General features: G+C 52.3%; 32 protein-coding genes. 20 read left to right on the forward strand and 12 right to left on the reverse strand.

Annotated features, from left to right (window positions below):
- Window positions 1–25: 25 nt before the first annotated feature.
- A complete protein-coding gene (gene uvrC, locus OGY08_RS20145; protein WP_125362632.1) occupies window positions 26–1858 on the reverse strand; it encodes an excinuclease ABC subunit UvrC in 1833 nt (610 codons plus the stop codon).
- Complete coding sequence (gene uvrY, locus OGY08_RS20150; protein WP_003834023.1) at window positions 1855–2511, reverse strand: UvrY/SirA/GacA family response regulator transcription factor; 657 nt, start codon at window positions 2509–2511, stop codon at window positions 1855–1857. The genes uvrC and uvrY overlap by 4 nt, the downstream gene beginning before the upstream one ends.
- Window positions 2512–2807: 296 nt before the next feature.
- On the opposite strand from uvrY, the gene OGY08_RS25355 reads away from it, so the two are divergent.
- Together OGY08_RS25355 and OGY08_RS20155 are read left to right on the forward strand one after the other, a co-directional pair.
- Window positions 2808–2951 (forward strand): hypothetical protein, encoded by a 144-nt coding sequence (locus OGY08_RS25355; protein ID WP_418219448.1) that lies wholly within the window; start codon window positions 2808–2810, stop codon window positions 2949–2951.
- Window positions 2952–2970: 19 nt separating this feature from the next.
- Window positions 2971–3195 (forward strand): DUF2594 family protein, encoded by a 225-nt coding sequence (locus tag OGY08_RS20155; RefSeq protein WP_003030482.1) that lies wholly within the window; start codon window positions 2971–2973, stop codon window positions 3193–3195.
- A gap of 66 nt (window positions 3196–3261) precedes the next feature.
- Here the strand turns inward: OGY08_RS20155 and sdiA are convergent, their stop codons facing one another.
- The 8 genes from sdiA to OGY08_RS20195 all read right to left on the reverse strand — a co-directional run bounded on the left by sdiA (window position 3262) and on the right by OGY08_RS20195 (window position 10399).
- On the reverse strand, window positions 3262–3984 hold the full coding sequence (gene sdiA / locus OGY08_RS20160; RefSeq protein WP_008785095.1) for a quorum-sensing transcriptional regulator SdiA: 723 nt from the start codon (window positions 3982–3984) through the stop codon (window positions 3262–3264).
- A 230-nt stretch (window positions 3985–4214) separates the two neighbouring features.
- Complete coding sequence (gene tcyN, locus OGY08_RS20165; RefSeq protein WP_003030477.1) at window positions 4215–4967, reverse strand: L-cystine ABC transporter ATP-binding protein TcyN; 753 nt, start codon at window positions 4965–4967, stop codon at window positions 4215–4217.
- The gene (tcyL, locus tag OGY08_RS20170) at window positions 4964–5632 is read right to left on the reverse strand and encodes a cystine ABC transporter permease (RefSeq protein WP_003030474.1); all 669 of its coding nucleotides are present in this window, start codon (window positions 5630–5632) and stop codon (window positions 4964–4966) included. Before tcyL ends, tcyN begins: the two co-directional genes overlap by 4 nt.
- Window positions 5633–5653: 21 nt before the next feature.
- Complete coding sequence (gene dcyD, locus OGY08_RS20175; protein WP_125362634.1) at window positions 5654–6640, reverse strand: D-cysteine desulfhydrase; 987 nt, start codon at window positions 6638–6640, stop codon at window positions 5654–5656.
- Between the two features lie 107 nt (window positions 6641–6747).
- On the reverse strand, window positions 6748–7548 hold the full coding sequence (gene tcyJ, locus OGY08_RS20180) for a cystine ABC transporter substrate-binding protein (protein WP_003030469.1): 801 nt from the start codon (window positions 7546–7548) through the stop codon (window positions 6748–6750).
- A gap of 100 nt (window positions 7549–7648) precedes the next feature.
- Complete coding sequence (gene fliZ / locus OGY08_RS20185; RefSeq protein ID WP_286566420.1) at window positions 7649–8200, reverse strand: flagella biosynthesis regulatory protein FliZ; 552 nt, start codon at window positions 8198–8200, stop codon at window positions 7649–7651.
- Window positions 8201–8257: 57 nt separating this feature from the next.
- Window positions 8258–8977: an RNA polymerase sigma factor FliA gene (gene fliA / locus OGY08_RS20190; RefSeq protein ID WP_016153479.1), complete on the reverse strand. Its 720-nt coding sequence runs from the start codon at window positions 8975–8977 to the stop codon at window positions 8258–8260.
- Between the two features lie 162 nt (window positions 8978–9139).
- The gene (locus tag OGY08_RS20195; RefSeq protein ID WP_181553800.1) at window positions 9140–10399 is read right to left on the reverse strand and encodes a FliC/FljB family flagellin; all 1260 of its coding nucleotides are present in this window, start codon (window positions 10397–10399) and stop codon (window positions 9140–9142) included.
- A 321-nt stretch (window positions 10400–10720) separates the two neighbouring features.
- On the opposite strand from OGY08_RS20195, the gene fliD reads away from it, so the two are divergent.
- From fliD to amyA, 4 genes are all read left to right on the forward strand, one after another.
- A complete protein-coding gene (gene fliD / locus OGY08_RS20200) occupies window positions 10721–12133 on the forward strand; it encodes a flagellar filament capping protein FliD (RefSeq protein ID WP_125363761.1) in 1413 nt (470 codons plus the stop codon).
- A gap of 12 nt (window positions 12134–12145) precedes the next feature.
- Complete coding sequence (gene fliS / locus OGY08_RS20205) at window positions 12146–12556, forward strand: flagellar export chaperone FliS (RefSeq protein WP_094169297.1); 411 nt, start codon at window positions 12146–12148, stop codon at window positions 12554–12556.
- Window positions 12556–12924 carry a flagellar protein FliT gene (gene fliT, locus OGY08_RS20210; protein WP_094169298.1) on the forward strand — a complete coding sequence of 123 codons (369 nt, stop codon included), beginning with the start codon at window positions 12556–12558 and terminating at the stop codon, window positions 12922–12924. The genes fliS and fliT overlap by 1 nt, the downstream gene beginning before the upstream one ends.
- Before the next feature lie 68 nt (window positions 12925–12992).
- Window positions 12993–14480, forward strand: coding sequence for an alpha-amylase (gene amyA / locus OGY08_RS20215; RefSeq protein ID WP_100272217.1), 1488 nt, complete (start codon window positions 12993–12995; stop codon window positions 14478–14480).
- 40 nt (window positions 14481–14520) lie between these two features.
- Here amyA and yedD read toward each other — a convergent pair whose 3' ends face one another.
- A complete protein-coding gene (gene yedD / locus OGY08_RS20220; protein WP_003030454.1) occupies window positions 14521–14934 on the reverse strand; it encodes a lipoprotein YedD in 414 nt (137 codons plus the stop codon).
- Window positions 14935–15119: 185 nt separating this feature from the next.
- On the opposite strand from yedD, the gene yedE reads away from it, so the two are divergent.
- Together yedE and yedF are read left to right on the forward strand one after the other, a co-directional pair.
- A complete protein-coding gene (gene yedE / locus OGY08_RS20225) occupies window positions 15120–16325 on the forward strand; it encodes a selenium metabolism membrane protein YedE/FdhT (RefSeq protein WP_148101311.1) in 1206 nt (401 codons plus the stop codon).
- Complete coding sequence (gene yedF / locus OGY08_RS20230; protein WP_000790504.1) at window positions 16322–16555, forward strand: sulfurtransferase-like selenium metabolism protein YedF; 234 nt, start codon at window positions 16322–16324, stop codon at window positions 16553–16555. Before yedE ends, yedF begins: the two co-directional genes overlap by 4 nt.
- 54 nt (window positions 16556–16609) lie before the next feature.
- Here yedF and fliE read toward each other — a convergent pair whose 3' ends face one another.
- Window positions 16610–16924 (reverse strand): flagellar hook-basal body complex protein FliE, encoded by a 315-nt coding sequence (fliE, locus tag OGY08_RS20235; RefSeq protein WP_125112510.1) that lies wholly within the window; start codon window positions 16922–16924, stop codon window positions 16610–16612.
- 216 nt (window positions 16925–17140) lie between these two features.
- On the opposite strand from fliE, the gene fliF reads away from it, so the two are divergent.
- The 12 genes from fliF to fliQ all read left to right on the forward strand — a co-directional run bounded on the left by fliF (window position 17141) and on the right by fliQ (window position 26935).
- Window positions 17141–18814, forward strand: coding sequence for a flagellar basal-body MS-ring/collar protein FliF (gene fliF, locus OGY08_RS20240; RefSeq protein WP_008785112.1), 1674 nt, complete (start codon window positions 17141–17143; stop codon window positions 18812–18814).
- Window positions 18807–19805 carry a flagellar motor switch protein FliG gene (gene fliG, locus OGY08_RS20245; RefSeq protein WP_003030443.1) on the forward strand — a complete coding sequence of 333 codons (999 nt, stop codon included), beginning with the start codon at window positions 18807–18809 and terminating at the stop codon, window positions 19803–19805. Before fliF ends, fliG begins: the two co-directional genes overlap by 8 nt.
- The gene (fliH, locus tag OGY08_RS20250; protein ID WP_003834049.1) at window positions 19798–20505 is read left to right on the forward strand and encodes a flagellar assembly protein FliH; all 708 of its coding nucleotides are present in this window, start codon (window positions 19798–19800) and stop codon (window positions 20503–20505) included. The genes fliG and fliH overlap by 8 nt, the downstream gene beginning before the upstream one ends.
- Window positions 20505–21875, forward strand: a complete 1371-nt coding sequence (gene fliI, locus OGY08_RS20255) for a flagellar protein export ATPase FliI (protein WP_003030440.1) — start codon at window positions 20505–20507, stop codon at window positions 21873–21875. The genes fliH and fliI overlap by 1 nt, the downstream gene beginning before the upstream one ends.
- Before the next feature lie 21 nt (window positions 21876–21896).
- Window positions 21897–22340, forward strand: a complete 444-nt coding sequence (gene fliJ / locus OGY08_RS20260; protein WP_003834052.1) for a flagellar export protein FliJ — start codon at window positions 21897–21899, stop codon at window positions 22338–22340.
- Window positions 22337–23551: a flagellar hook length control protein FliK gene (fliK, locus tag OGY08_RS20265; RefSeq protein ID WP_125363759.1), complete on the forward strand. Its 1215-nt coding sequence runs from the start codon at window positions 22337–22339 to the stop codon at window positions 23549–23551. Before fliJ ends, fliK begins: the two co-directional genes overlap by 4 nt.
- Window positions 23552–23655: 104 nt before the next feature.
- Window positions 23656–24123 (forward strand): flagellar basal body-associated protein FliL, encoded by a 468-nt coding sequence (fliL, locus tag OGY08_RS20270; RefSeq protein ID WP_003834054.1) that lies wholly within the window; start codon window positions 23656–23658, stop codon window positions 24121–24123.
- A gap of 4 nt (window positions 24124–24127) precedes the next feature.
- A complete protein-coding gene (fliM, locus tag OGY08_RS20275; RefSeq protein WP_003030434.1) occupies window positions 24128–25132 on the forward strand; it encodes a flagellar motor switch protein FliM in 1005 nt (334 codons plus the stop codon).
- Entirely contained in the window at window positions 25129–25542 is a 414-nt protein-coding gene (gene fliN / locus OGY08_RS20280; RefSeq protein WP_003030433.1) for a flagellar motor switch protein FliN, read from the forward strand. Before fliM ends, fliN begins: the two co-directional genes overlap by 4 nt.
- Window positions 25542–25919, forward strand: a complete 378-nt coding sequence (fliO, locus tag OGY08_RS20285) for a flagellar biosynthetic protein FliO (protein ID WP_103014243.1) — start codon at window positions 25542–25544, stop codon at window positions 25917–25919. The genes fliN and fliO overlap by 1 nt, the downstream gene beginning before the upstream one ends.
- Window positions 25919–26656 (forward strand): flagellar type III secretion system pore protein FliP, encoded by a 738-nt coding sequence (gene fliP / locus OGY08_RS20290; RefSeq protein ID WP_125363758.1) that lies wholly within the window; start codon window positions 25919–25921, stop codon window positions 26654–26656. The genes fliO and fliP overlap by 1 nt, the downstream gene beginning before the upstream one ends.
- A 9-nt stretch (window positions 26657–26665) precedes the next feature.
- Complete coding sequence (gene fliQ, locus OGY08_RS20295; protein WP_008785117.1) at window positions 26666–26935, forward strand: flagellar biosynthesis protein FliQ; 270 nt, start codon at window positions 26666–26668, stop codon at window positions 26933–26935.
- Window positions 26936–26939 lie beyond the last annotated feature (4 nt).

Here is a 26939-nt window from a genome sequence, read left to right on the forward strand (position 1 = left end):
TTACCCCTATGTTGCTACAGAGGGCCTAATGTTTCAACGAGTAGAAGATCTTTTCTGCCAGAGCTTGCGAAATACCCGGCACTTTTGCAATTTCTTCGATACTTGCGTTACGAAGACCTTGCAAACCTCCCATATATTTCAACAAAATCTGGCGACGCTTTGGCCCGACACCTTCGATGGTCTCAAGCGTGCTGGTGCTTTTCACTTTCGCCCGCTTTTTACGATGCCCGCTAATCGCATGATCGTGAGATTCATCGCGGATATGCTGGATAACGTGCAATGCAGGCGAATCCGGCGGCAAGCTAAAGCCCTCACCTTCCGGCTCAAAGAACAGCGTTTCCAGGCCTGCTTTACGATCGGCCCCTTTTGCCACCCCCAGCAATAGTGGGTGCTGTTTGTCCCAGGGAACATCCAGCTCAGCAAAAACGGCTTTCGCCTGCCCTAACTGACCCTTACCGCCGTCGATCAATATGACGTCCGGAATCTTACTTTCTTCAATCGCCTTACCATAACGCCGACGCAAGACCTGATTCATCGCCGCATAATCATCTCCAGGCGTAATACCGGTAATGTTGTAGCGGCGATACTCTGCGCGCAGCGGGCCATTGGCATCAAAGACCACGCAGGAGGCTACCGTCTGCTCACCCATCGTATGGCTGATGTCGAAGCATTCCATACGCTTCACCGCAGGTAACTTCAACACCGATGCCAGCGCCGTCAGACGTTGCGTAATCGTCGACTGCTGAGAAAGTTTCGTGGTGAGCGCCACTGCCGCGTTGGTCCGCGCCAGCTTGAGATAACGTGCGCGATCTCCTCGCGGTTTCGTCTGCACGTTAATCTTTCTGCCGGCCAGTTCAGACAGTGAGTCTGCCAGCAGGGTTTTATCGCTAAGATTAAAATCGAGCAAGATCTCCCCGGGTAAGGTACGCATCTGGCTCCCCTGCAGATAAAACTGCCCGACAAAGGTTTCGACGACCTCGCCGAGTTCCGTGCCACCGGGTACTTTCGGGAAATAGCTGCGGCTGCCCAGCACTTTACCCTGGCGAATAAACAGAACGTGCACACAGGCCATACCGGCGTCAAACGCCACGCCAATGACGTCCAAATCGTCTCCGGTATTAGAGACAAACTGTTTTTCTGTCACGCGGCGTACGGCCTGGATTTGGTCACGAATGCGCGCAGCCTCTTCAAACTCGAGATTTTGGCTGGCCTTTTCCATGCGGGCGATCAGCTGCGTTAATACCTGATCGTCTTTTCCGGACAAGAACAGACGAACATACTCGACCTGCTGAGCATACTCTTCCTCACTCACCAGACCCGCGACACACGGACCGAGACAGCGGCCAATCTGATATTGCAGACAAGGCCGAGAACGGTTGCGATAAACGCTGTTTTCGCACTGGCGGATAGGGAATATTTTCTGCAACAGCGCCAGCGTTTCACGCACCGCATAACCGTTCGGGAACGGTCCAAAGTACTCGCCTTTGGCATGCTTTGCCCCGCGATGCATCGCCAGACGCGGGTGCGTATCACCGCTAAGGAATATAAAAGGGTAGGATTTATCATCGCGCAGCAATACGTTATAGCGCGGCTGATACAGCTTGATGTAGTTGTGCTCAAGCAATAACGCTTCGGTTTCGGTGTGCGTTACCGTGACATCAATTTGCTGGATTTGCGCGACCAGCGCTTCGGTCTTGCGTGACGCAAGATTACTACGGAAGTAGCTGGAAAGCCTTTTTTTCAGGTCTTTCGCTTTCCCGACATAGATAACCGTCCCGGCGGTATCATACATACGATAGACGCCGGGCTGACTGGTCACGGTTTTCAGGAACGCTTTGGCATCAAACTGATCGGTCACTGGCTTGTTAATGTCTCCGCATTACACAGGCCATGGCGAATTGCCAGGTGAGTCAGCTCTACATCGCCATGAATGTTTAATTTACTGAACATTCGATAGCGATAGCTGTTCACCGTTTTAGGACTAAGATTCAGTTGCTCTGAGATCTCATTGACCTTCTGACCTTTGGTGATCATCAGCATAATCTGCAACTCGCGTTCAGACAAACTGGCAAACGGGGTTTCCGTTTTCTCAGGCTCAATCTGGCTGAGCGCCATTTGCTGAGCGATATCGGAGGCAATATAACGCTGCCCGGAAAAAACCGAACGAATCGCACTCACTACTTCCTGGGGGGCGGCGCCTTTGCTGAGATACCCTGCGGCCCCTGCCTGCATAACTTTTGCAGGTAATGGGTTTTCGGTGTGTACCGTCAGCATGATCACTTTAATGTCTGCCGTGGAACGCGCAATTTTGCGGGTTGCTTCCAGACCGCCAATACCGGGCATATTCATATCCATCAGCACAACGTCAACGGAATTTGAGCGGCACCATTTTACCGCATCTTCACCGCAGCACGCTTCGCCGACAACTTTTATGCCTTTTATATCTTCCAGAATGCGTCGTATCCCTGCGCGCACCAGTTCGTGGTCATCAACAAGAAAAACGTTGATCAAAGGAATATCTCCAGAATAGGGATAACGCTACCGATAGTTAATCGGCCCTATGTTAACGGGTTTTATCTCAACTTTGAAATGTAAAAAACGCCCGACTTTCGATTTTGCTCTCGTTTTTGGAAATTAGATTGTACGACGAGTGGAAACTTTCAGTCCTGACAGCCTTCTGCCACGGTTATATCTGCATAGCTGTTTCAGAATAGTGACAAAAAATTCATATTCCCCCGCTGAATGCAAAATAGGCAGTCAAAGTTGTAACAATAATTAACGAGGAAAATACTCGAAATAAACAACATGTGGAGAAAATATATGCACTGCAACATGTTGTTTATTTTAATGTCCACAACATTGGTCCGCGCAAAAAACAACCACAGATATTTTTAGCCTCGCTTATGGTATACTCCGCCGCCTTAAGATTTGACATCGCACTTTTTCATTGAAACATAACGAGGAAAATAAATGAGTACGCCTGACTTTTCCACTGCTGAGAATAACCAGGAACTGGCCAATGAAGTCACCTGCCTGAAAGCCATGTTAACGCTGATGCTGCAGGCAATGGGTCAAGCCGATGCAGGCCGCGTGATTCTTAAAATGGAAAAACAGCTCGCGCTGATTGAAGATCAATCACAGGCGGCGGTATTTTCCAACACGGTTAAGCAAATTAAACAAGCTTACCGCCAGTAAAAAGAAACCGGCTGATAGCAATGCTCTCAGCCGGTTTTGCGTCTGACACTCAGAACGATAATTTACTCAGATAAGCCCGGTTGCCGCGGCATAACAGGCTATCTGCGTTTTGTTTGGTGCATTGAATTTCTTTTGCATATTCTTCTGATGGAAGTTCACGGTATTTTCAGAAATAGACAGAATGATGGCTATCTCTGAAGAGGTCTTCCCCTCCGCCGTCCATTTCAATATTTCCTTTTCCCGCTTGCTAAAGCGCATTTCTGGCGCCATAACCATGTCATCTTCCAGCCGCGTCAGTACAGACAGGCTTTCCCGTACCAGAAGCTGCATCCTGAGCTCCACTTCATCGCTCGCAAGGCGACTGTTACGGATACTTGCACGCGATACCGATAAAAAACCCAACGCCCGATTAGGCAACATTAAGCATTGCGTCATCCCTTTGCGTAAACCGTGATTGCGTGCGGCGTCCCACAAAGGTTGCGCATCGCGAAACAGAGTATCGTTCCAGGGTAAATGCCCCTGACTGAAGTTTTCAGGTTTCAGCACCGGATCAATGGCGAAATAATTTTCGGACTGATAATGCGCCACCCATGCTTTGGGATAGGTCGTATGAAGAGACGTTTTAGGTCGGGTAAAAGGTACCGGATGACGAACACAGAGCGCGTAAAAATCGAACTCTAAGTGCTGCGTCTGTTGTTGTAATTCCGTATAGACATCCTCTGCCGTCGCCATTTCCTGAAAGCGTAACAGCATGCTCCGTCGCCAGGTGAAGAAATCATGATCCTGCATACTAAGTGGTAATGCCCCTGAGATTGATAATCATCCAAACATATGAAACAAGCTAACACATAAATGTATTTTATATATGCAAATTATCGGACAAATGAAGAATTACTTGAGTATTACTCAACAGTGGAAGGAAGTAACAGATTCAAGCATTAATAATAAAGCAATAATTATAAATAGTTATGCGAACAGCACTCGCCAGAAACAATTCCGACGAGTGCTATATGCACTATTTATTGCATCAAAAACTTCTCAAGAAACTGACGGGTACGCGGCTGCTGCGGATGCGTGAATAAGGATTTTGCTGGTCCCTGCTCCACTATCCGTCCTTGATCCATAAATATCGCTCTATCGGCAACATCGCGAGCAAAGCTCATTTCATGCGTCACAATCACCATGGTGCGTTTTTCCTGCGCCAGTTGGCGAATGGTATTAAGCACCTCGCCAACCAGTTCAGGGTCAAGCGCGGAGGTAGGTTCATCGAATAAAATAACCTCTGGTCGCATCGCCAGCGCCCGGGCAATCGCTACGCGCTGCTGCTGTCCGCCCGATAAACGCCGCGGATAGCTGGTTTCTTTACCTGCTAGCCCGACTTTCGCCAGCAATTCACGCGCACGAGCTGTCGCTTCAGCTTTTGGTTCACCTTTGACTATCACCGGCCCTTCAATAATGTTTTCCAGCACCGTCCGATGCGGGAACAAATTAAAGTTCTGGAACACAAAACCGACGTGCTGACGTAACTGACGAATTAGCCCTTTTTGCTGGGTCAACGAACGCGCGGTATCAATGGTAATCTCACCCACTTTAATGGTGCCCGCCTCCGGTTGCTCCAGCAAATTAATGCTACGCAGCAGCGTGGTTTTGCCCGATCCGCTCGGCCCAATAATCGCTACTACTTCACCAGGTTTGACGTCAAGATCGATCCCATGCAGCACCGTTTGCCCATGAAATTTTTTGACCAGGTTTCTGACTTCGATAGCACTCATTTCGGCTCTCTCTCCTGGCGGTTCAGTTGTTCTTCAAAATAGTTTTGCAGCGCAGAAAGCACCGTCGCCATCACCCAGTAAATCAACGAAGCCGCCAGATACATCGTAAAGACTTCCAGCGTACGCGAGGTAATCAGCTGCGCCTGACGGAACAGTTCCGGAACCTGAATAGTGGCGGCCAAAGAGGTATCTTTCACCAGACTGATAAAGCTGTTGCTCAGCGGCGGCAACGCAACGCGCGCAGCCTGCGGCAGGATTGCCCGGCGCATGGTCTGCCAGCGCGTCATACCAATACTGGCACCTGCCTCCCACTGCCCTTTATCGATGGAAGAGATTGCCGCACGCAGAGTTTCCGCAGCGTAGGCCGCCGTATTCAGCGACAAGCCAATCATCGCCGCCGGGATGGGATCAAGCTCAATACCAAACTGTGGCAGACCGTAATAGATCATGAACAGCTGGGCAATCAGCGGTGTTCCGCGAAAAATAGAGATATAAAAACGCGCCAGCCAGCGCACAGGCAACAGCGGCGACAAACGCATCAGCGCCAGGATAAACCCCAGCACGAGGCCAAAAAACATCCCGCCGATACTCAGTTGCAGCGTAAAAACCGCGCCTTTGAGCAGATACGGCAGAGAATCAATTACCAGTTGGATACTTTCATGCATTAGCGTTTTTCGACCTGGTTGTTACACGTGAGGATGGTAGGCAAACAGTGCAGGTGCCCCACCTGTATGAATAAAGAGGATTGGCCCTTCGTCTTTGAAGCGCTTCTGGCTGATGCCGTCAATCAGACCCGCCATCGCCTTACCGGTATACACCGGATCCAACAAAATGCCTTCCAGGCGCGCCAGCTGTTTTACCGCCTCCATGCCTTCTTCGTTTGGCGTACCGTAGCCCGGCGCAAAATAATCGTCCCATAACAGGATATCCGCCGAGGCCGTCAGTTCCAGTTCACGGGCAATATCCTGCTGCAACGTTACTACTTTGGGCTTTTGATCGGCGACGCTGCGCGAGACGGTCACGCCGATCAGCTCGACGTCTGGCATCAGTTGTTCCAGGCCTACGGCCAGCCCGGCGTGCGTTCCCGCGCTGCCCGATGCCACCACAACGGAAGAAAGCGCAACGGCCCCTTCACACTGCTGGGCAATTTCCAGCGCGCTTTCCACATAACCCAATGCGCCCAACACGTTAGAACCGCCAACGGGGATCACATACGGGCGGAAGCCCTGTGCTTCAATGCGCGTCGCCAGTTCCTGAAGTTGCGCATTCGGGTCGGTCAGCGCATCGCACATTTCGATCTGCGTATTAAACAGGTCCAGCAGCAGACGGTTGCCGTTGGTGAGATAGTTTTCCGCAGTAGTGCCAATCGGATTTTCCAGCAGTGCTACGCAGTGCAGCCCAAGCTTCGCCGCTACCGCCGCCGTCTGTCGAACATGGTTAGACTGGATGGCACCCGCGGTTATCAGCGTATCAGCGCCTTCACGCAGTGCGTCTGCGGCCAGGAATTCCAGCTTACGCAGCTTATTGCCACCCATGGCCATCGGCGTGACGTCATCGCGTTTGATGAAAATATCGCGCCCGAGATAGTCGGAGAAACGTGGAAGATATTCGAGCGGCGTTGGTGCGCCAATAAATTCCAGACGTGGAAAGCGCGTTAAGTTATGCAGCGGCATACAGCCTCCGGTATTCGTTGTTGTGATGTTCTTTTTATTATGCACGCTCAGGCGCAATGAAATAAAAAAAGGCGCTGTTAAAGGCGCCTTTTTTCATCGGATGCCGATTATTTCGTCACATCCGCTCCAAACCATTTTTCAGACAGAGCTTTCAGCGTACCGTCTTTCTGCATTTCAGCAATGGCCGCATCAACCGCTTTCAGCAGATCTTCATTGCCTTTGCGCAGCGCCACGCCGGACTCCTGGCGGGAGAATGCTTCACCGGTCACAGCCAGCGTATCCTTGGTTTTCTTGACCAGATCCAGCGCTGCCAGACGGTCAACCAAAATGGCGTCGATACGGCCTACACGCAGATCCTGGTATTTGGTCGGGTCATCATCATAGGTACGAATATCCACGCCCTGCACGTTCTGGCGCAGCCACTCTTCATAGTTGGTGCCCAGACCAACGCCGACTTTTTTACCTTTCAGATCGGCAGCGGTCTTAATAACGCCTTCATTACCTTTCTTCACCAGCGCCTGAATACCAGAAACCGTATACGGGGTAGAGAAATCGTATTTTTTCTTACGTTCGTCAGAGATGGTCACCTGGTTGATGACCACGTCAATGCGCTTGGAATCAAGAGAGGCCAGCATACCGTCCCACTTGGTCGGCTTCAGGTTAGCTTTCACCCCAAGGTGCTTGGCCAGTTCCTCAGCAAACTCCACTTCGAAACCGGTCAGCTTGCCGTCATCGCCCTGAAAACTAAACGGGGGATAGGTCCCTTCCAGGCCCACCAGCAGCGTGCCGCGCTCTTTAACTTTATTTAACAGACCTTCATCTGCATAAGTCTTTACGCTCATTCCGGCGACAAGTGCAACAGCCATTACACCCATCAGAGCCTGACGTCCCAGAAGTGCTAATTTCATAGTTACCCCGAATATTGTCATTAGTGACTATCATTTATGACTACAGTGTAAAGCGTTTGCTGTGTTCCACAAACACGACTCTGTTACACCTTATTCGTTTTTAATATATATCAGAACTGGCTGTCCAGGAGGATTTCTGCATATGTCCCATATGGGTATGGGCTTTGAACTGCTCATACTTACGTAAGGCGATGCGGTAATTGTTGGTGCTGGTTTCCGGCAGCCACGGGGCAAGGTTTTCGTCGAGGAACCCTTCCTGCAGCAGGTCATGAGAGATATTTTGTTCGGTCAGATGATTCCCGAGGCGACGCAGACGGACAACGTATTCACGTACCGTGCCGTGACTCATTCCGGTCTGCTCAAATAAAAACTGTTTAAAACCGATAATATCGAAAAAGTCGCTCTGCTCTTTGCAATGCAAATCACCGCAAAAACGACACAGTGCCACCCACTCTTTTTTCTCCTGCTCCCACTCGGCTTCATCCAACAAAGTGTCCAGTCGAGCGATGGCGATTTTATTCACAATTTGCCCGCGACGAACCAGCGTGATCCGGTCGAGCAACTTAAAGCAATGGGCGCAATGCGTCTGGCTGTGTTTGAAATCTTTGAGGTAGCGGCTTAGAGGCCGTCTTTTTGATTGCTGCACCGTCATGAGAACTCCTGGTAGTCAATTCGTAATGCGGCATTGTTCAGGGGTAATGATGTACCCCTATAGCTTACCCAGCTTAGTGCGTAGACGTTTGATGGCCTGACTGTGCAACTGGCTGACCCGCGACTCCCCGACTTCCAGTACCGCGCCGATCTCTTTCAGATTCAGCTCTTCCTGGTAGTACAGCGTTAACACCAGCTTTTCGCGCTCCGGCAACGCCTCGATCGCGTCCATCACGCGCTGGCGGAGGTTACCCTCAAGAAGCTGTTGTAACGGGTTTTCCTGCTGATGTTCTTCCGTCACCAGCTCAATACTATCGCCATGCTCTTCCCGCCACTCGTCGTATGAGAAGAGTTGGCTGTTATTGGTATCGAGCAACATCTGACGATACTCTTGCACAGGAATAGCCAGACGCTCCGCCACTTCGGTTTCCGTCGCGTTGCGCCCTAATTCCTGCTCCAGTTGTCCCATCGCCTGTGCCACTTCGCGAGCATTGCGCCGAACGCTACGCGGCACCCAATCCCGGCTACGTAGTTCGTCCAGCATTGCTCCACGAATACGCTGCACTGCGTAAGTGGTAAATGCCGTTCCTTGCAAAGCGTCATATCGGTCAACGGCATTCAATAACCCGATGCCGCCCGCTTGTAGCAGGTCATCCAGTTCTACGCTCGCCGGCAAACGCACCTGAAGGCGCAATGCTTCGTGACGCACCAACGGTACATAACGCTGCCACAGCGAGTGTTTATCCATTACACCTTCAGCGGTATACAGTGAATTCACGATAAACAGCCCTGCGTTAAATGAGTTATCGGCATGATTATCCGTTTCTGCAGGGGTTTTAATCGGGTGAATAGTGGGTGAAATGGGGGGTTATTTGGGGGTTACGGGTAAAGCTAAATGTAAAAAACCCCGCCGGAGCGGGGTTTGCGCAATGAGCGTAAATTAACGCAGCAGAGACAACATGGTTTGCGGAACCTGGTTGGCCTGGGCCAGTACGGAAGAGCCCGCCTGCTGCAAAATCTGTGCACGAGACATGTTGGACACTTCAGTCGCGTAATCAGAATCCTGAATACGGCTACGTGCATCGGTCAGGTTATTAACAGTATTATTCAGGTTAGTGATGGTAGATTCAAAACGGTTCTGGGAAGCACCCAGGATGCTGCGCTGAGTATCAACAGCTTTCAGTGCGGCATCGATATCTTCCAGCGGGTTACCGTTGGTTGCACCGGTAGAATCCACGGTACCGTTCAGAACATCAAAACCTTTTGCCGCAACGGTACGCATATTGCCGTTAACGACTGCACCAGGGGTTGCCTCAGCAGCTTTAGTTCCTGCCGTTTTTGCAGCTTCTACTGTACCTGACATTTTGCTTTTCGCTGCACCGAGAGCTGCAGTTGTTTCAGCTGCACTCGGCGTTCCTGCTGCATAGTATGCAGCTAACGCGGTGTGATCACCTGAAGAAAGGGTTGCATCCGCATCGATCCCTGCAGCTTTTTTATACGCGACTTCCGCAGCATCTTTTGCAGCACCCGTGGCTCCAGCGTAAGTGGTATATGCTGTTTTACCCGCATCCAGTTTATCAGTATAAGCTTTCTGGCTGGCAGTATCGTAATTCGTCTTAGCAGTATCCAGAGCCGCCTGGTTAGTATTAACTGTAGTACCTGAAGTCCCACCCGCTCCCGCAGTTGCCAGGTTCCAGCCCGCACTTGAACCAATATTTATACTGATCTGCTCACCGTCTTTAGAGCCAACCTGGAAGTCATAGCTCTGTGCGGTAGCTTCACGGTTATCCAGCACTTTGATACCGTTGAAGTCGGTCTGTTTGGTGACGCGGTTAATCTCTTCCATACGCTGGTTAACTTCAGACTGGATGGAGTCGATATCGGATGCGGAGTTAGAGCTGTTCTGCGCCTGAACTGTCAGGTCACGCACGCGCTGCAGGTTGTTGTTAATTTCGCTCAGTGCACCTTCTGCGGTCTGGGACAGAGAAATACCGTCGTTGGCGTTACGTGCAGCCACGGTCAGGCCATTGATGTTAGAGGTGAAGCGGTTAGCAATCGCCTGGCCAGCAGCGTCATCTTTTGCACTGTTAATACGCAGACCAGAAGACAAACGCTCAATTGCGGTACCCAGAGAAGACTGAGATTTGTTCAGGTTAGTCTGTGTCATCAGCGACAGGCTGTTAGTATTGATTACTGCCATAATTGAGTTTCCTTCATATAGTGTTTAGTTTCAGGCCGCTGGCCTACGGCTTCTGTGCCGTTAACCCAGTTATCGACAATCAATCCCGAAGCTTTAATTATTTCATCATCATAGTGAACACATTCGATAATGGTGCTATGGACGTGGCAAAAGTGGATTTGTGTTAAAACGGATGCATCTTGAGTGTCTTCGTTCTGAGCCAGTGAATACCCTCCGAAAAAACCTCTTTATTATGCAATTGCTCTAGCAATCTTTTCGCTAAACTTCTTGCATAAAGTGCCGATACCCACTCCATTGGTTTTTATTCAAAAGGAAAATGTGATGGCGAGTGTTAGTTCTCTTGGAGTCGGTTCGAATCTGGATCTCAGTGCATTGCTGGATAAATTAAATGCTGCTGAACAACAAAAACTGACCCCTTTAACCACTCAGCAGACGTCTTATAAAGCACAACTTACCGCTTGGGGAGTTGTGAAAAGTGCATTGCAAAAGGTTCAAACAGCAACAGATGCACTAGCAAAAGCAGATAAAATCGCTACCACAACTGTGACCAGTAAGAACACCGCATTCAGCGCAACGGTCGAGGGTGGTGTACCGGCCGGGAATTATTCAGTTGAGGTACTGAAGATGGCGCAGTCTCAGACGCTGACCTCAAAAGAATTCTCCAGTAGTAAAGATAAAATAGGTGGTACTACTGCGTCTGATAGCCGAACAATTACCATCACTCAACCAAGCCAAAAAGAGCCAATGACCGTCACTCTAACAGACGATCAAACTTCTTTAACGGGCATTCGTGATGCGATCAATAAACAAAATGGCAGCGTTACCGCCACAATTGTTAAGGCGGATGACGATTCTTATTATTTATCTCTGACGTCCAAAGATACGGGTGTTTCCAACGCGATGACCGTTACCGTGACAGGCGACGATACACTGAAAAATAACCTGGCGTATGATCCTAAAGCGACCTCAGGAAATGGACTGAAACAAACAGTACAAGCATCAGATGCTGAAGTTAAAATTAACGATATCACCATCAAACGTAGCAGCAACACCATTAAAGATGCACCAGAAGGTCTCACCTTAACACTGCTGAAAGAGTCAGAAGCCGGTAAGCTAGAACAGTTGACTGTCACCCGCGACAACACGGCAATGAAAGCTGCTATTCAGTCATTTGTTGATGCCTATAACTCACTGCAAACAACCATTACATCGCAAACAAAATATACTGCGGTTGACCAGGGTAGTGATAAACAAGACTCCAGTAACGGAGATCTTATGGGCGACGGAACGTTGCGCAATATTCAGACACGTCTGCGTTCAATGGTGATCAGCGCACAACCTACTGATTACGCAACACTCTCATCAATGGGTATTACACAGGATGTTAACGGTAAACTCACAGTAGATAGCACCAAATTAGATAAAGCGCTGAACGATAAACCCGGCAGCGTAACTGAATTCTTTGTGGGTGATGGTGAAAAAACAGGCTTTGGTGTGGAAACCAGCGCGTTACTAAAGCAATTTCTAGCAAATGATGGAGCAGTGCAAAGTGCAACAGACGGCATCAATAACTCATTAAAAAAATTGAAGACTCGTATTGATGACACCACACTCAGTATTAACAACACCATTGAACGTTATAAGAAGCAATTTACACAACTCGATACGCTGGTGAATAAGCTGAATAATACCGGCAATTATTTAAACCAACAATTTACCGCTATGTCTTCGTAGTAAGGATTTTGCATGTATAACCGTGCTGGCATTAACGCATATGCACAAATAGAAGTGGAGAGTGCTGTTATGAGTGCATCCCCCTATCAGCTCGTAAACATGCTTTTTGACGGCGCACTTAGCGCCTTAAAAAAGGCGCAAATTTTACTAGAGCAAGGAGATGTACCTGGTAAAGGAAAGGCTCTAACTAAAGCCATAAATATTATATCCAATGGCTTACAGTCAGGACTCGACCGCAGCGTAAATCCTGAGTTATGCGACAATCTCGATAGTCTTTATGATTACATGACTCTCCGACTATTGCAGGCAAACTTACATAATGATGCGGCAGCTATATCTGAAGTCCATGCTTTATTAAACAACATATCAGAAGCGTGGAAAGAAATAGAACCAGCATATTCAAAAGCACAGGATATAAAATAATGAGCACATCCTCTTCATCCTTGCAACAGTGGCTACGACTTCATTCTGTAAGCCAGCGAATGCTCAAGCTGGCAACGGAAAAAAAATGGGATGAATTGGTTGAAGGCGAAATGGAATATATTTGCCTGGTCGAGTCATTGACTCAGAATCCTGCCCTATCTAGTGGCCCTTCTACCCATAACCAAATCAGGGGACTACTCAGGGCAATTATTGATAACGAAAACGAGGTTAAGCGATTACTCAACATGCGCATGGATGAGCTGAAAGTTCTCATCCAGAACGGTAATCAACAAAGAACCCTTACGTCTACCTATAGTAATCTTTCCGGCATGCTGTTGGTACCCGACGCCCCCACCTCGCCACAATAATTTCCCGTCTCGTCTGAATTATCTTCCATACTCCAGAGGTCGGCCAAACGACTTCTGGAGCACGGAAGATGAAAAATCCCACGTTATTGCAGTACTTCCACTGGTATTACCCTGATGGCGGTCAACTCTGGCCAGAGCTTGCCGAACGCGCAGGCGGTCTGAATGATATCGGCATCAATATGGTATGGCTGCCCCCCGCCTATAAAGGCGCGTCCGGCGGCTATTCCGTTGGCTATGACTCCTACGATCTGTTTGACTTGGGCGAATTCGACCAAAAGGGAACCGTCGCCACCAAATACGGTGATAAAAACCAGCTGCTGGCGGCGATTGACGCACTTAAGCACAATGATATTGCCGTACTGCTGGACGTGGTGGTTAACCACAAAATGGGCGCTGATGAGAAAGAAAAGATCCGCGTCCAGCGCGTTAACGCCGAGGATCGCACGCAAATAGACGATGAGATTGTCGAGTGCGAGGGATGGACGCGCTATACCTTCCCTGCCCGCGCTGGCCAGTATTCGCAATTCATTTGGGACTTTAAATGCTTCAGCGGCATTGACCATATCGAGAATCCAACCGAAGACGGGATTTTTAAAATCGTTAACGACTACACCGGCGAAGGCTGGAACGATCAGGTTGATGATGAGTTGGGTAATTTTGATTATCTGATGGGCGAAAACATCGATTTTCGCAATCACGCGGTGACTGAGGAGCTCAAATACTGGGCACGTTGGGTAATGGAGCAAACCCATTGCGATGGTTTTCGTTTAGATGCCGTGAAACATATTCCGGCATGGTTTTACAAAGAGTGGATTGAGCACGTGCAGGAGGTTGCACCCAAGCCGCTGTTTATTGTGGCGGAATACTGGTCCCATGAAGTCGACAAGCTGCAAACCTACATTAATCAGGTGGAGGGGAAAACTATGCTGTTCGACGCCCCTTTGCAGATGAAATTCCACGAGGCCTCCCGTCAGGGCCGCGATTACGACATGAGCCAGATTTTCACCGACACTCTGGTGGAGGCCGATCCTTTTCATGCCGTCACGCTGGTCGCCAATCACGACACCCAACCCTTGCAGGCACTCGAAGCCCCCGTCGAGCCGTGGTTTAAGCCGCTGGCCTATGCGCTGATCCTGTTACGCGAAAACGGCGTGCCGTCGGTATTTTACCCTGACCTCTACGGAGCGCATTACGAAGACACCGGCGGCGATGGCGAAACCTATCCTATCGACATGCCGATCATTGAACAACTTGATGAACTGATCCTCGCACGCCAGCGCTTCGCGCATGGGGTACAGACGCTCTTTTTCGATCACCCTAACTGTATCGCTTTTAGCCGCAGCGGCACGGACGAAGATCCCGGCTGTGTGGTGGTGTTGTCTAACGGCGATGACGGAGAAAAGACCATCAATCTCGGCGCCAATTATGGCAATAAAACCTGGCGGGACTATCTGGGAAATCGTGAAGAAAGCGTGGTCACCGATGAAAACGGCGAAGCGACGTTTTTCTGTAACGGCGGGAGCGTCAGCGTGTGGGTGATTGAAGACGTGTTGTAAAGCTCAACCCCGGTGACCGATGGTTACCGGGGCGTACGGCTTATGGCAGCGGTGTTGCCAGCGGCGTTTTCTTTAACGCGTCAGCACATTCCTGCGTCGGGCGATCCACCCGCTGCAGCGTCATACCGTCATATTCCAGCGTATTGCCTTCGCGCTCGATCTCGTACAGCTCGCGTTTCACCGTCACGTTGGTGAGATCGCCAGAGAGCATCGTCAGTTTCCCCGGCAGCGCGATCACCCGCTGCCACTGGCGACAATCCAGTGTATCGCCCTCTTTCGTTATCACCAGGCTGGCAATCGCTTCCGGACTCACCAGGCTGCGTTGCGGACCTTTTGACTGCCAGTATCCTTCCAGACCGGCTGGCGCTGGCGTTTTCACCACGTCGTTATAATTTTCTACTTCGGCGCATCCGGTAAGCGCCAGAAATACACCAACGATTGCTAATTTTTTCATCATTCATCCTGCATGCGAAGAAAATGGGATTGTGGCATTAAAGGCCTGATGTCGCCAGCCTTTCGGCAGCGTTGAGAAAGATTGATCCAGACGGTATTACCTCTTATTACTCATAGTCAAAAATTCTGAACGGTGTAGTATCCACACTTCTTGTTACATACCTTCTGAGTTCAGAGGCACAACGCATGTCATGGCAACACTTCAAACAGGCCTGGTTAATTAAATTTTGGGCCCCCGCCCCTGCGGTCATCGCAGCGGGTATTCTCTCCACTTATTATTTCGGCATTACGGGAACCTTCTGGGCCGTTACCGGTGAATTTACCCGTTGGGGTGGTCAAATCCTGCAACTGTTTGGCGTGCACGCCGAAGAGTGGGGATACTACAAGCTGATCCATCTCGAAGGCTCACCCCTGACCCGCATCGACGGCATGATGATCCTCGGTATGTTCGGCGGCTGTTTTGCTGCCGCACTGTGGGCCAACAACGTCAAGTTACGCATGCCGCGCAGTCGGGTGCGCATTATGCAGGCGATAGTCGGCGGGGCAATCGCCGGATTCGGCGCACGGCTGGCAATGGGCTGTAACCTGGCCGCATTCTTCACCGGCATTCCGCAGTTCTCGCTACACGCCTGGTTTTTTGCGCTGGCCACAGCTATTGGCTCATGGTTTGGTGCACGCTTTACCCTGCTGCCGATGTTTCGTATTCCGGTCAAAATGCAGAAAGTCTCCGCCGCTTCGCCGTTAACGCAAAAGCCGGATCAGGCCCGTCGCCGTTTCCGCCTGGGCATGCTGGTGTTTATCGCCATGATCGGCTGGGCGCTACTCACCGCGATGGATAAACCCAAACTCGGTCTGGCGATGCTGTTCGGCGTTGGGTTCGGTCTGCTTATTGAACGGGCGCAAATCTGCTTCACCTCCGCCTTCCGCGACCTGTGGATTTCCGGTCGCACCCATATGGCAAAAGCGATTATCTTCGGGATGGCAGTCAGCGCCATCGGTATCTTTAGCTATGTGCAACTGGGCGTCGAGCCTAAAATCATGTGGGCGGGTCCAAATGCGGTGATCGGCGGCTTGCTGTTCGGGTTCGGTATTGTTTTAGCGGGCGGATGTGAAACCGGCTGGATGTACCGCGCCGTTGAAGGTCAGGTGCATTACTGGTGGGTTGGTCTGGGCAACGTTATTGGCTCAACCATTCTGGCCTACTACTGGGATGATTTTGCCCCAACGCTCGCCACCAACTGGGACAAAGTGAATCTGCTCAACACCTTCGGCCCGCTCGGCGGTCTGCTGGTGACCTATCTGCTGTTGTTTGCCGCGCTGATGCTGATTATCGGCTGGGAAAAACGTTTCTTCCGTCGCGCAGGGCTGACGCCTGCCAAGGAGTCTGTATGAAAAATATCGTGCCTGATTATCGCCTCGATATGGTCGGCGAACCGTGTCCATATCCGGCTGTAGCCACGCTGGAAGCGATGCCGCAATTGAAGAAAGGTGAAATTCTGGAAGTGGTGAGCGATTGCCCGCAGTCAATCAACAATATTCCACTGGATGCGCGTAATCACGGCTATACGGTGCTGGATATTCAGCAGGATGGTCCAACGATCCGCTATTTGATTCAGAAGTAACTGGTTGCCGGATGGCACTGCGCTTATCCGGCAAACATTCTCTGCACGTTGTCCCTACACCTGCATGGACATCACTTCCTGATACGCCGACACCAGTTTGTTACGCACCTGAATACCCATCTGCATCGATACCGACGCTTTTTGCATATCGGTCATCACATCATTTAACGCAATACCCGGCTCACCCAGGGTAAATTTCTCAGCCTGCGTACGGGACGCGGTTTGCACATCGCTGATCCTGTCTAACGCAGCATGCAGTTGTCCGGCAAAACTCACGGTCGGTTGTGGCTGCACATCCTGCATTTTTGCTGACATCGCCGTGGCCTGTAACTGGCTGATGACCCCTTCAATCCCCTGTATTGCCGACATTCTGATCCCCTGGATGATTTTTTACGTAGCTGAGATTACCAGTTAGTCAATAAGATAAAGGCGTTAAATAACGATAAAAAACCACGGTTTTTAACGCATAGAAAAATTCGAAACCGCAAATAATGAGACCGTCAATTTTTCGAGTTTGCTGACCCGGGAGTGAGTCTTGTTCCACTTTGCAAAAAACGCCGTCCACGATAAGCCACGAGGTGCGAGATGAGTGCGACAGCATCGACTGCAACCCAGCTTAAACCTCTCGAGTGGTTAAACCGCCTGCGCGCGAATCCCAGAATTCCTTTGATTGTGGCGGGAGCCGCTGCCGTCGCTATCATCGTGGCGATGGTCCTGTGGGCCAAAGCGCCTGACTATCGCACGCTGTTCAGCAATCTTTCCGATCAGGATGGTGGCGCGATTGTCACCCAACTGACGCAGATGAACGTTCCCTATCGTTTTACTGAGGGAAGCGGTGCTATAGAAGTTCCTGCCGATAAAGTCCACGAACTGCGCTTACGTCTGGCGCAGCAAGGCCTGCCGAAAGGCGGCGCCGTTGGTTTTGAACTGCTGGATCAGGAAAAGTTTGGTATCAGCCAGTTTAGCGAGCAGGTCAACTACCAGCGTGCGCTGGAAGGTGAATTAGCCCGGACCATTGAAACGCTGGGACCGGTAAAACGCGCCCGCGTGCATCTGGCAATGCCGAAACCGTCGCTGTTTGTGCGTGAGCAAAAAGCGCCTTCAGCCTCCGTGACCGTGAATCTTGAACCGGGTCGCGCACTGGATGAAGGTCAAATCAGTGCGGTCACGCATCTGGTTTCCAGCGCTGTCGCAGGGTTACCGCCGGGCAACGTTACGCTGGTCGACCAGGCAGGTCATCTGTTAACTCAGTCGAACACCAGCAGCCGCGATCTTAACGATGCGCAGTTGAAATACGCCAGCGATGTCGAAGGCCGCGTTCAACGTCGTATCGAATCGATCCTGTCGCCGATTGTCGGCAACGGTAACGTACATGCACAGGTCACCGCGCAGCTGGATTTTGCTAATAAAGAGCAAACCGAAGAACAGTACCGTCCAAACGGTGATGATTCCCAGGCCGTGCTGCGTTCACGCCAGTTAAACGTCAGCGAGCAGATCGGAAGCGGAGCGCCAGGCGGCGTACCGGGCGCATTGTCTAATCAGCCAGCACCGGCGAATACCGCGCCAATCGCCAACCCTCCGGCTAATCAGCAAAATGCGCAAACCACGCAGACGGCAAATAACAGCAATAATGCCGGTCCACGCAGTACGCAGCGCAATGAAACCAGCAACTATGAAGTCGACCGTACCATTCGCCACACCAAAATGAACGTCGGGGATGTGCAGCGTCTCTCGGTTGCAGTGGTGGTCAACTATAAAACGTTGCCGGACGGCAAACCGCTGCCGCTAACCGCCGATCAGATGAAACAGATTGAGGATCTGACCCGCGAAGCGATGGGCTTCTCCGACAAACGTGGCGATACCCTGAACGTGGTGAACTCTCCGTTCACGGCGACCGACGATTCCATGGGCGAGCTGCCGTTCTGGAAACAGCCGTTCTTTATTGATCAGTTGATGACCGCAGGCCGTTGGTTACTGGTTCTGCTTGTTGCCTGGATCCTGTGGCGCAAAGCTGTTCGCCCGCAGTTGGTTCGCCGCAGCGAAGAAGCAAAAGCGGTACAAGAACAAACGCGGATCCGTCAGGAAACCGAAGAAGCGGTAGAAGTTCGCCTCAGCAAAGACGAACAGACCCAGCAGCGTCGTACGAATCAGCGTCTGGGTGCAGAAGTGATGAGCCAGCGTATTCGTGAAATGTCAGATAACGATCCGCGCGTCGTGGCGCTGGTCATTCGCCAGTGGATGAGTAACGATCATGAGTAATGCCCTTACCGGTACCGATAAAAGCGTCATCCTGCTGATGACCATTGGCGAAGATCGCGCGGCAGAGGTGTTTAAACACCTTTCCACGCGCGAAGTTCAGGCGCTGAGTACAGCGATGGCGAACGTACGCCAGATCTCCAACAAACAGTTGACGGAAGTGCTGGCCGAGTTTGAGCAAGAAGCAGAACAGTTTGCCGCGCTGAATATCAACGCCAACGAATATCTGCGCTCCGTGCTGGTGAAAGCGCTGGGCGAGGAACGCGCCTCCAGCCTGCTGGAAGATATTCTGGAAACCCGCGATACCACCAGCGGCATTGAAACGCTCAACTTTATGGAGCCGCAAAGCGCCGCCGACCTTATCCGCGACGAGCATCCGCAGATTATCGCCACCATTCTGGTGCACCTCAAACGGGGCCAGGCCGCCGATATTCTGGCGCTGTTCGACGAGCGTTTACGTCACGACGTGATGCTGCGTATCGCCACCTTCGGCGGCGTGCAGCCTGCCGCGCTGGCAGAACTGACCGAGGTACTGAACGGTCTGCTCGATGGCCAGAACCTCAAGCGCAGCAAAATGGGCGGCGTGAGAACGGCGGCAGAAATTATCAACCTAATGAAAACCCAGCAGGAAGAAGCGGTTATCACCGCCGTACGCGAGTTCGACGGCGAACTGGCGCAGAAAATTATCGACGAGATGTTCCTGTTCGAAAACCTGGTGGACGTCGACGATCGCAGTATCCAGCGTCTGTTGCAGGAAGTGGATTCCGAATCGCTGCTGATTGCGCTGAAAGGTGCCGAACAGCCGCTACGCGAGAAGTTCCTGCGCAACATGTCGCAACGTGCTGCCGATATTCTGCGCGACGACCTTGCCAACCGCGGTCCGGTGCGCTTGTCGCAGGTGGAAAACGAACAGAAAGCGATTCTGCTTATTGTGCGTCGTCTGGCGGAAACCGGCGAGATGGTGATCGGCAGCGGCGAGGATACCTATGTCTAACGAACTGCCGTGGAAAGTCTGGACTCCGGACGACCTCGCCCCACCGATGGCAGAGTTCGTGCTGGCCGACCACAGCGAAACGCCGCTGTCCGAAGAGACGGAAGAACCCGAGCTTTCCGCAGAGCAACAGCTTGAACAACAGCTCGCACAGCTGCAAATGCAGGCCCATGAGCAAGGGTATAACGCGGGGCTGGCGGAAGGTCGACAAAAGGGTCATGAACAAGGCTATCAGGAAGGTCTGAGCCAGGGGCTGGAGCAGGGCCAGAACCAGGCGCGTGCGCAGCATGCGCCGATTCATGCCCGTATGCAGCAGCTGGTGAGCGAGTTTCAGAATACGCTGGACGCACTGGACAGCGTCATTGCCTCGCGCCTGATGCAAATGGCGCTGGAAGCTGCGCGTCAGGTGATTGGTCAGACGCCTATCGTGGATAACGCTGCGCTGATTAAGCAGATCCAACAGTTATTGCAACAGGAACCGCTGTTTAGCGGTAAACCGCAGCTGCGCGTACATCCGGACGATCTCCAGCGTGTTGAGGAGATGCTCGGTGCCACTCTCAGCCTGCACGGCTGGCGGCTGCGCGGTGATCCCACGCTGCATCACGGCGGTTGTAAAGTCTCAGCTGACGAAGGCGATCTGGATGCCAGCGTCGCCACACGCTGGCAAGAACTCTGCCGTCTGGCAGCGCCGGGAGTCGTGTAATGACCACTCGCCTGACTCGCTGGCTCAATACGCTGGACAACTTCGAAGAGAAAATGTCTCTGCTGCCTGCGGTGCGTCGTTACGGTCGTCTGACCCGCGCAACCGGGCTGGTGCTGGAAGCCACGGGGTTACAGCTGCCGCTGGGTGCCACCTGCGTCATTGAACGCCAGGATGGCAACGAAACCCAGGAAGTCGAAAGTGAAGTCGTGGGCTTTAACGGTCAACGTCTGTTTCTGATGCCGCTCGAAGAGGTCGAAGGCGTTCTGCCCGGCGCGCGCGTCTACGCGAAGAACATTGCCGGAGAAGGTCTGCAAAGCGGGAAGCAATTGCCGCTTGGCCCTGCTCTGCTGGGGCGTGTGCTGGACGGCAGCGGCAAACCGCTCGACGGACTGCCCGCCCCGGATACCACCGAAACCGGCGCGCTGATTACACCACCGTTTAACCCGCTGCAACGTACCGCAATTGAACACGTCCTGGATACCGGTGTACGCCCCATCAACGCGTTGTTAACCGTAGGTCGCGGCCAGCGTATGGGGCTTTTCGCAGGTTCCGGCGTCGGTAAAAGCGTCCTGCTCGGCATGATGGCGCGCTATACCCAGGCCGACGTCATCGTCGTGGGCCTGATTGGCGAGCGCGGCCGCGAAGTTAAAGATTTTATTGAAAATATTCTCGGCGCTGACGGTCGCGCACGCTCAGTAGTGATTGCCGCTCCGGCGGACGTCTCGCCGCTGTTGCGTATGCAAGGCGCGGCCTATGCCACGCGCATCGCCGAAGATTTCCGCGATCGCGGACAGCACGTATTGCTGATTATGGATTCCCTCACCCGCTATGCGATGGCGCAACGTGAGATAGCCTTGGCGATCGGCGAGCCACCGGCAACCAAAGGTTATCCGCCGTCAGTATTCGCCAAATTACCGGCGCTGGTTGAACGTGCCGGGAACGGTATTCACGGCGGCGGTTCAGTTACCGCGTTTTATACGGTACTGACCGAGGGTGACGACCAGCAGGACCCGATTGCCGATTCCGCGCGCGCGATACTGGACGGCCACATTGTGCTGTCTCGTCATCTGGCCGAGGCGGGTCACTATCCGGCCATCGATATTGAAGCCTCGATCAGCCGCGCCATGACCGCGCTCATTAGTGAAAAACACTACGCACGGGTGCGCAACTTTAAACAGTTGCTGTCCAGCTTCCAGCGTAACCGCGATCTGGTTAGCGTGGGGGCGTATGCCAAAGGCAGCGATCCAATGCTGGATAAAGCCATCGCCTTATGGCCACAGCTGGAAGCGTTCTTACAGCAAGGCATTTTTGAACGGGCTGACTGGGAAGATTCTCTACAAGCTTTAGAACTGATTTTCCCTGGTGTGTGATTAAGCAGGAGAGCATAGGTCATGGCACAACATGGTGCGTTAGCAACACTGAAAGACCTGGCTGAAAAAGAGGTAGATGACGCCGCTGTCTTATTAGGAGAGATGCGTCGTGGCTGTCAGCAGGCGGAAGAACAGTTAAAAATGCTGATCGATTATCAGCATGAGTATCGCAACAATCTGAATACCGATATGGGCCAGGGTATTACCAGCAATCGCTGGATTAACTATCAGCAATTCATTCAGACGCTGGAAAAAGCGATTGAGCAACACCGCCAACAGCTCAATCAATGGACGCAAAAAGTGGACATGGCTTTGAACAGTTGGCGCGACAAAAAACAACGATTACAGGCGTGGCAGACGTTGCAGGATAGACAAACCTCGGCGGCGTTACTGGCCGAAAACCGTCTGGATCAGAAAAAAATGGATGAATTTGCTCAGCGCGCAGCTATGAGGAAACCCGAATGATTACTTTACCCCAACTGATTACCACCGACACCGACGTAGCCGCAGGTCTTCAGTCAGGCAAAGCGGTAGATTCACCCGAGGATTTTTTAGCGCTGCTGGCTGGCGCATTAGGTGCGGGCGACGCGCAGGGTAAAGACGCTCCGCTGTCGCTTGCCGACTTACAGGCGGCCAGCAGTAAGCTGCAAAAAGGGTTACTGCAAAAAAATGGCGATGCCGCACAGTCGGTCAAATTAACCGATCTGTTGGCGCAACAGGAGCTACAAACCGAGGCTTCTCTTGCCGACATGACAGACGCTCAGCAACTGTTGTCTGCTCTCACACCTTCACTGAAAGCTAATGCCCTGACGACGCTGGGCAAAGTTGCTCAGCAGGACGAAAAAAGCACTACGCTGAGTGATGACGATCTCGCCAACCTGAGCGCACTGTTCGCCATGCTGCCAGGACAACCACTGGCTACGCCTGCCGTCGACAGCGCACCAGCCCCTGTTGATGCCACTCTTTCGGTGTTGTCACGTGGCGCGGTACACGGCGCGACGACTGATAACGCAGACGAATTGCTGCCGGGTGATGCCAAAAAAGGCAAAGCGGATGTCACAATTGCTGGCGGTGGTGCTAATCAGGCAAACAATCCAGCACTAACCCCGCTGACGGCGGCGGCGAACGCCAGAGCTGAAATCGACAGCACCCCGTCACCGACCAGCATTGGCATGACTGCGGCCCCGCTAAGTGGTCCACAAACACACGCACAACCGTTACCGACGGCCGCGCCGGTGTTAAGCGCTCCGTTAGGTAGCCATGAATGGCAGCAATCGCTGAGCCAGCACGTCACATTGTTCACGCGCCAGGGCCAGCAAAGCGCAGAGCTGCGTCTGCATCCGCAAGACCTGGGTCAGGTACATATTTCCCTCAAACTGGACGACAACCTCGCACAGTTACAAATGGTTTCACCGCACAGTCACGTGCGCGCCGCACTGGAAGCCGCATTACCGATGCTGCGTACGCAGTTGGCTGAAAGCGGCATTCAACTGGGGCAAAGCAACATCAGCAGTGAAAGCTTCGCTGGCCATCAGCAGTCTTCCGGGCAGCAACAGCAGGCTGGTCGCGCTCAAGGACAAGACATTTTTGCCGCTGAAGATGACGCAATACTGGCAACCCCAGCCTCGCTGCAAGCCGCTGCCCGCGGCGATGGCGCAGTAGACATCTTCGCCTAACGCCAGAGGTAGCATGATTATCCGCGTCTTTTCCACGCTTTGTCGTGGACAGGACACGGGATAATCAGCCCATAAGCTGTACCGAAACAGGAAGCCCGTATCTGATGACTGACTCCGCGATTAACAAAAAAAGTAAACGCGCTATTTGGATCCCTCTGCTGGTATTAATTACCCTCGCCGCCTGCGCAACTGCGGGTTATAGCTACTGGCGCATGCAGCAGCAGCCGTCCGCCAGCGTCAAAGCGGAACCGCCTCCACCGCCAGCCCCGGTGTTCTTTGCGCTGGATACCTTTACCGTCAATCTGGGTGATGCAGACCGTGTGCTGTATATCGGTATCACGCTGCGCATGAAAGATGAGGCGACACGTTCACGTCTTAACGAATATCTGCCGGAAGTGCGCAGCCGCTTGCTGCTGCTGTTCTCTCGTCAGAATGCAGCCACACTCGCCACCGAGGAAGGTAAGCAACAGCTGATTACCGCCATCAAAGAGACGCTGGCGACTCCGCTCGTTGTCGGGCAGCCGAAACAGGTTGTCACCGACGTTCTTTATACAGCTTTTATTCTGCGGTAAAGACATGGGCGACAGTATTCTTTCTCAGGCTGAAATCGACGCATTGCTCAACGGCGATAGCGAAACCAAAGACGAACCCATTTCAGGTATCGCAAAAGAAAGCGATATTCGTCCTTATGATCCCAACACTCAGCGTCGCGTGGTACGTGAGCGTTTACAGGCGCTGGAGATCATTAACGAACGCTTTGCGCGCCAGTTCCGTATGGGGTTATTTAACCTGTTGCGCCGTAGCCCGGATATTACCGTGGGTGCGATCCGTATCCAGCCATACCATGAATTTGCGCGCAACTTACCGGTTCCGACCAACCTGAACTTAATCCACCTGAAGCCGCTGCGCGGTACGGGTCTGGTGGTGTTCTCACCGAGTCTGGTATTTATCGCCGTAGACAACCTGTTTGGCGGTGACGGTCGTTTCCCGACGAAAGTCGAAGGCCGCGAATTTACGCACACGGAACAGCGCGTTATCAACCGCATGCTGAAGCTGGCGCTGGAAAGCTACAGCGACGCGTGGAAGGCCATCAACCCGCTGGAAGTGGAATACGTCCGTTCGGAGATGCAGGTGAAATTTACCAATATCACTACTTCTCCGAACGACATTGTGGTGAACACCCCGTTCCACGTTGAAATTGGCAACCTGACCGGTGAATTTAACATTTGTCTGCCCTTCAGCATGATTGAACCGTTGCGTGAGCTGCTGGTGAATCCGCCGCTGGAAAATTCACGTAATGAAGATCAGAACTGGCGCAATAATCTGGTGCGTCAGGTTCAGCATTCTGAGCTGGAGCTGGTGGCAAACTTTGCCGATATCCCGCTGCGGCTATCCCAGATTTTAAAACTGAAACCCGGCGATGTACTGCCGATTGAAAAACCCGACCGCATTATTGCTCATGTGGACGGCGTGCCTGTGCTGACCAGCCAGTATGGCACCGTAAACGGTCAGTATGCGTTACGCGTAGAACATCTGATAAACCCGATTTTGAATTCGCTGAATGAGGAACAGCCCAAATGAGTGATATGAATAATCCGTCCGATGAGAACACTGGCGCATTGGACGATCTGTGGGCTGACGCGTTAAACGAGCAAAAAACCACGCCCACCAAAAGTGCGGCCGATGCGGTATTCCAGCAGTTAGGTGGCGGCGACGTCAGCGGTGCTTTGCAGGATATCGACCTGATCATGGACATTCCGGTCAAGCTGACCGTCGAACTGGGCCGTACCCGCATGACCATCAAAGAGCTGCTGCGTCTGACGCAGGGTTCGGTTGTCGCACTGGATGGTCTGGCAGGCGAACCGCTGGATATTCTGATCAACGGTTATCTGATTGCCCAGGGCGAAGTCGTCGTAGTTGCGGACAAATACGGTGTGCGTATCACTGACATTATCACCCCGTCTGAACGTATGCGCCGTCTGAGCCGTTAATCATGAATACCCAGGCTACCGTTTCTCAACCCGCCGCCGTTCCCGGCTCACCGCTGGTGCAGGTAAGCGGCGCGCTGCTCGGGATCATCGTCTTGATCCTGGCGGCGGCCTGGGTCATTAAACGTCTGGGGTTTGCCCCCAAAAGTGCCGGTACGCGCGGGCTGAAAGTCACGGCCAGTACCTCACTGGGTCCACGTGAGCGCGTGGTGATTGTCGAGGTCGAAGATGCCCGTTTGGTACTGGGCGTCACAGCCTCGCAGATTAACGTCCTGCACACCCTGCCCCCGGCACCTGCCGATGCAGAAGAAAAAACGGCCTCCCCTGCGGATTTCCAGGCCATGATGAAGAGTTTGCTGAAGCGTCCTGGGAGATCCTGATGCGCCGTTTGTTATCCCTTACGCTGGCAAGCTTGTGGCTTTTCAGCCCCGTTGCCCTCGCCCAACTCCCGGGTCTGGTCAGTCAGCCTTTGCCGGGCGGCGGACAAAACTGGACGTTACCCGTGCAGACGCTGGTGTTCATCACCTCGCTGACGTTCCTGCCTGCAATTTTGCTGATGATGACCAGCTTCACCCGCATCATCATCGTTTTTGGTCTACTGCGAAATGCGCTGGGTACCCCCTCAGCACCACCTAACCAGGTGCTCCTGGGCCTGGCGCTCTTTTTGACCTTTTTCATCATGTCGCCGGTGATCGATAAAATCTACGTTGACGCATACCAACCGTTCAGCGAAGAGAAGATCTCCATGCAGGAAGCCATGGAGAAAGGCGCCCAGCCGCTGCGTGAGTTTATGTTGCGCCAGACCCGTGAAGCCGATCTGGCACTCTTCGCGCGCTTAGCAAACAGCGGTCCGTTACAGGGACCAGAAGCCGTGCCGATGCGAATTTTGCTGCCCGCTTATGTCACCAGTGAGCTGAAAACAGCATTCCAGATAGGCTTTACCATTTTTATTCCGTTTCTGATTATCGACCTGGTGATCGCCAGCGTGTTGATGGCGCTCGGGATGATGATGGTCCCGCCCGCCACAATCGCGTTGCCGTTCAAGCTGATGCTGTTTGTGTTGGTAGACGGTTGGCAGCTACTTGTCGGCTCGCTGGCACAAAGCTTTTACAGTTAGAGGCGCGAAATGACTCCTGAATCGGTCATGATGATGGGCACAGAGGCGATGAAAGTCGCCCTGGCCCTTGCCGCGCCTTTGCTGTTGGTCGCTCTCATCACGGGTCTTATCATCAGTATTCTGCAGGCGGCGACCCAGATTAACGAAATGACGCTGTCCTTCATCCCCAAAATTGTCGCGGTGTTTATTGCCATCATTGTTGCTGGCCCGTGGATGCTTAACCTGCTGCTCGACTACGTGCGTACGCTGTTCAGCAATATCCCCTATATCATCGGGTAGACAA

Source organism: Citrobacter sp. Cpo069 (genome assembly GCF_030332785.1).
GTDB lineage: Bacteria > Pseudomonadota > Gammaproteobacteria > Enterobacterales > Enterobacteriaceae > Citrobacter > Citrobacter portucalensis.

Bases quoted from the DNA above. Each gene is read 5' to 3' on its own strand.
- fliG (WP_003030443.1), top strand. From the start codon at position 18,807: ATGAGTAATGCCCTTACCGGTACCGATAAAAGCGTCATCCTGCTGATG.
- yedF (WP_000790504.1), top strand. From the start codon at position 16,322: ATGAAAAATATCGTGCCTGATTATCGCCTCGATATGGTCGGCGAACCG.
- tcyL (WP_003030474.1), bottom strand. From the start codon at position 5,632: ATGCATGAAAGTATCCAACTGGTAATTGATTCTCTGCCGTATCTGCTC.
- amyA (WP_100272217.1), top strand. From the start codon at position 12,993: ATGAAAAATCCCACGTTATTGCAGTACTTCCACTGGTATTACCCTGAT.
- fliP (WP_125363758.1), top strand. From the start codon at position 25,919: ATGCGCCGTTTGTTATCCCTTACGCTGGCAAGCTTGTGGCTTTTCAGC.
- dcyD (WP_125362634.1), bottom strand. From the start codon at position 6,640: ATGCCGCTGCATAACTTAACGCGCTTTCCACGTCTGGAATTTATTGGC.
- OGY08_RS20155 (WP_003030482.1), top strand. From the start codon at position 2,971: ATGAGTACGCCTGACTTTTCCACTGCTGAGAATAACCAGGAACTGGCC.
- fliQ (WP_008785117.1), top strand. From the start codon at position 26,666: ATGACTCCTGAATCGGTCATGATGATGGGCACAGAGGCGATGAAAGTC.
- fliN (WP_003030433.1), top strand. From the start codon at position 25,129: ATGAGTGATATGAATAATCCGTCCGATGAGAACACTGGCGCATTGGAC.
- fliJ (WP_003834052.1), top strand. From the start codon at position 21,897: ATGGCACAACATGGTGCGTTAGCAACACTGAAAGACCTGGCTGAAAAA.
- fliM (WP_003030434.1), top strand. From the start codon at position 24,128: ATGGGCGACAGTATTCTTTCTCAGGCTGAAATCGACGCATTGCTCAAC.
- fliE (WP_125112510.1), bottom strand. From the start codon at position 16,924: ATGTCGGCAATACAGGGGATTGAAGGGGTCATCAGCCAGTTACAGGCC.
- fliF (WP_008785112.1), top strand. From the start codon at position 17,141: ATGAGTGCGACAGCATCGACTGCAACCCAGCTTAAACCTCTCGAGTGG.
- fliZ (WP_286566420.1), bottom strand. From the start codon at position 8,200: ATGACGGTGCAGCAATCAAAAAGACGGCCTCTAAGCCGCTACCTCAAA.
- yedD (WP_003030454.1), bottom strand. From the start codon at position 14,934: ATGAAAAAATTAGCAATCGTTGGTGTATTTCTGGCGCTTACCGGATGC.
- fliL (WP_003834054.1), top strand. From the start codon at position 23,656: ATGACTGACTCCGCGATTAACAAAAAAAGTAAACGCGCTATTTGGATC.
- fliT (WP_094169298.1), top strand. From the start codon at position 12,556: ATGAGCACATCCTCTTCATCCTTGCAACAGTGGCTACGACTTCATTCT.
- fliI (WP_003030440.1), top strand. From the start codon at position 20,505: ATGACCACTCGCCTGACTCGCTGGCTCAATACGCTGGACAACTTCGAA.
- fliD (WP_125363761.1), top strand. From the start codon at position 10,721: ATGGCGAGTGTTAGTTCTCTTGGAGTCGGTTCGAATCTGGATCTCAGT.
- tcyN (WP_003030477.1), bottom strand. From the start codon at position 4,967: ATGAGTGCTATCGAAGTCAGAAACCTGGTCAAAAAATTTCATGGGCAA.
- tcyJ (WP_003030469.1), bottom strand. From the start codon at position 7,548: ATGAAATTAGCACTTCTGGGACGTCAGGCTCTGATGGGTGTAATGGCT.
- OGY08_RS20195 (WP_181553800.1), bottom strand. From the start codon at position 10,399: ATGGCAGTAATCAATACTAACAGCCTGTCGCTGATGACACAGACTAAC.
- fliS (WP_094169297.1), top strand. From the start codon at position 12,146: ATGTATAACCGTGCTGGCATTAACGCATATGCACAAATAGAAGTGGAG.
- fliK (WP_125363759.1), top strand. From the start codon at position 22,337: ATGATTACTTTACCCCAACTGATTACCACCGACACCGACGTAGCCGCA.
- yedE (WP_148101311.1), top strand. From the start codon at position 15,120: ATGTCATGGCAACACTTCAAACAGGCCTGGTTAATTAAATTTTGGGCC.
- sdiA (WP_008785095.1), bottom strand. From the start codon at position 3,984: ATGCAGGATCATGATTTCTTCACCTGGCGACGGAGCATGCTGTTACGC.
- fliH (WP_003834049.1), top strand. From the start codon at position 19,798: ATGTCTAACGAACTGCCGTGGAAAGTCTGGACTCCGGACGACCTCGCC.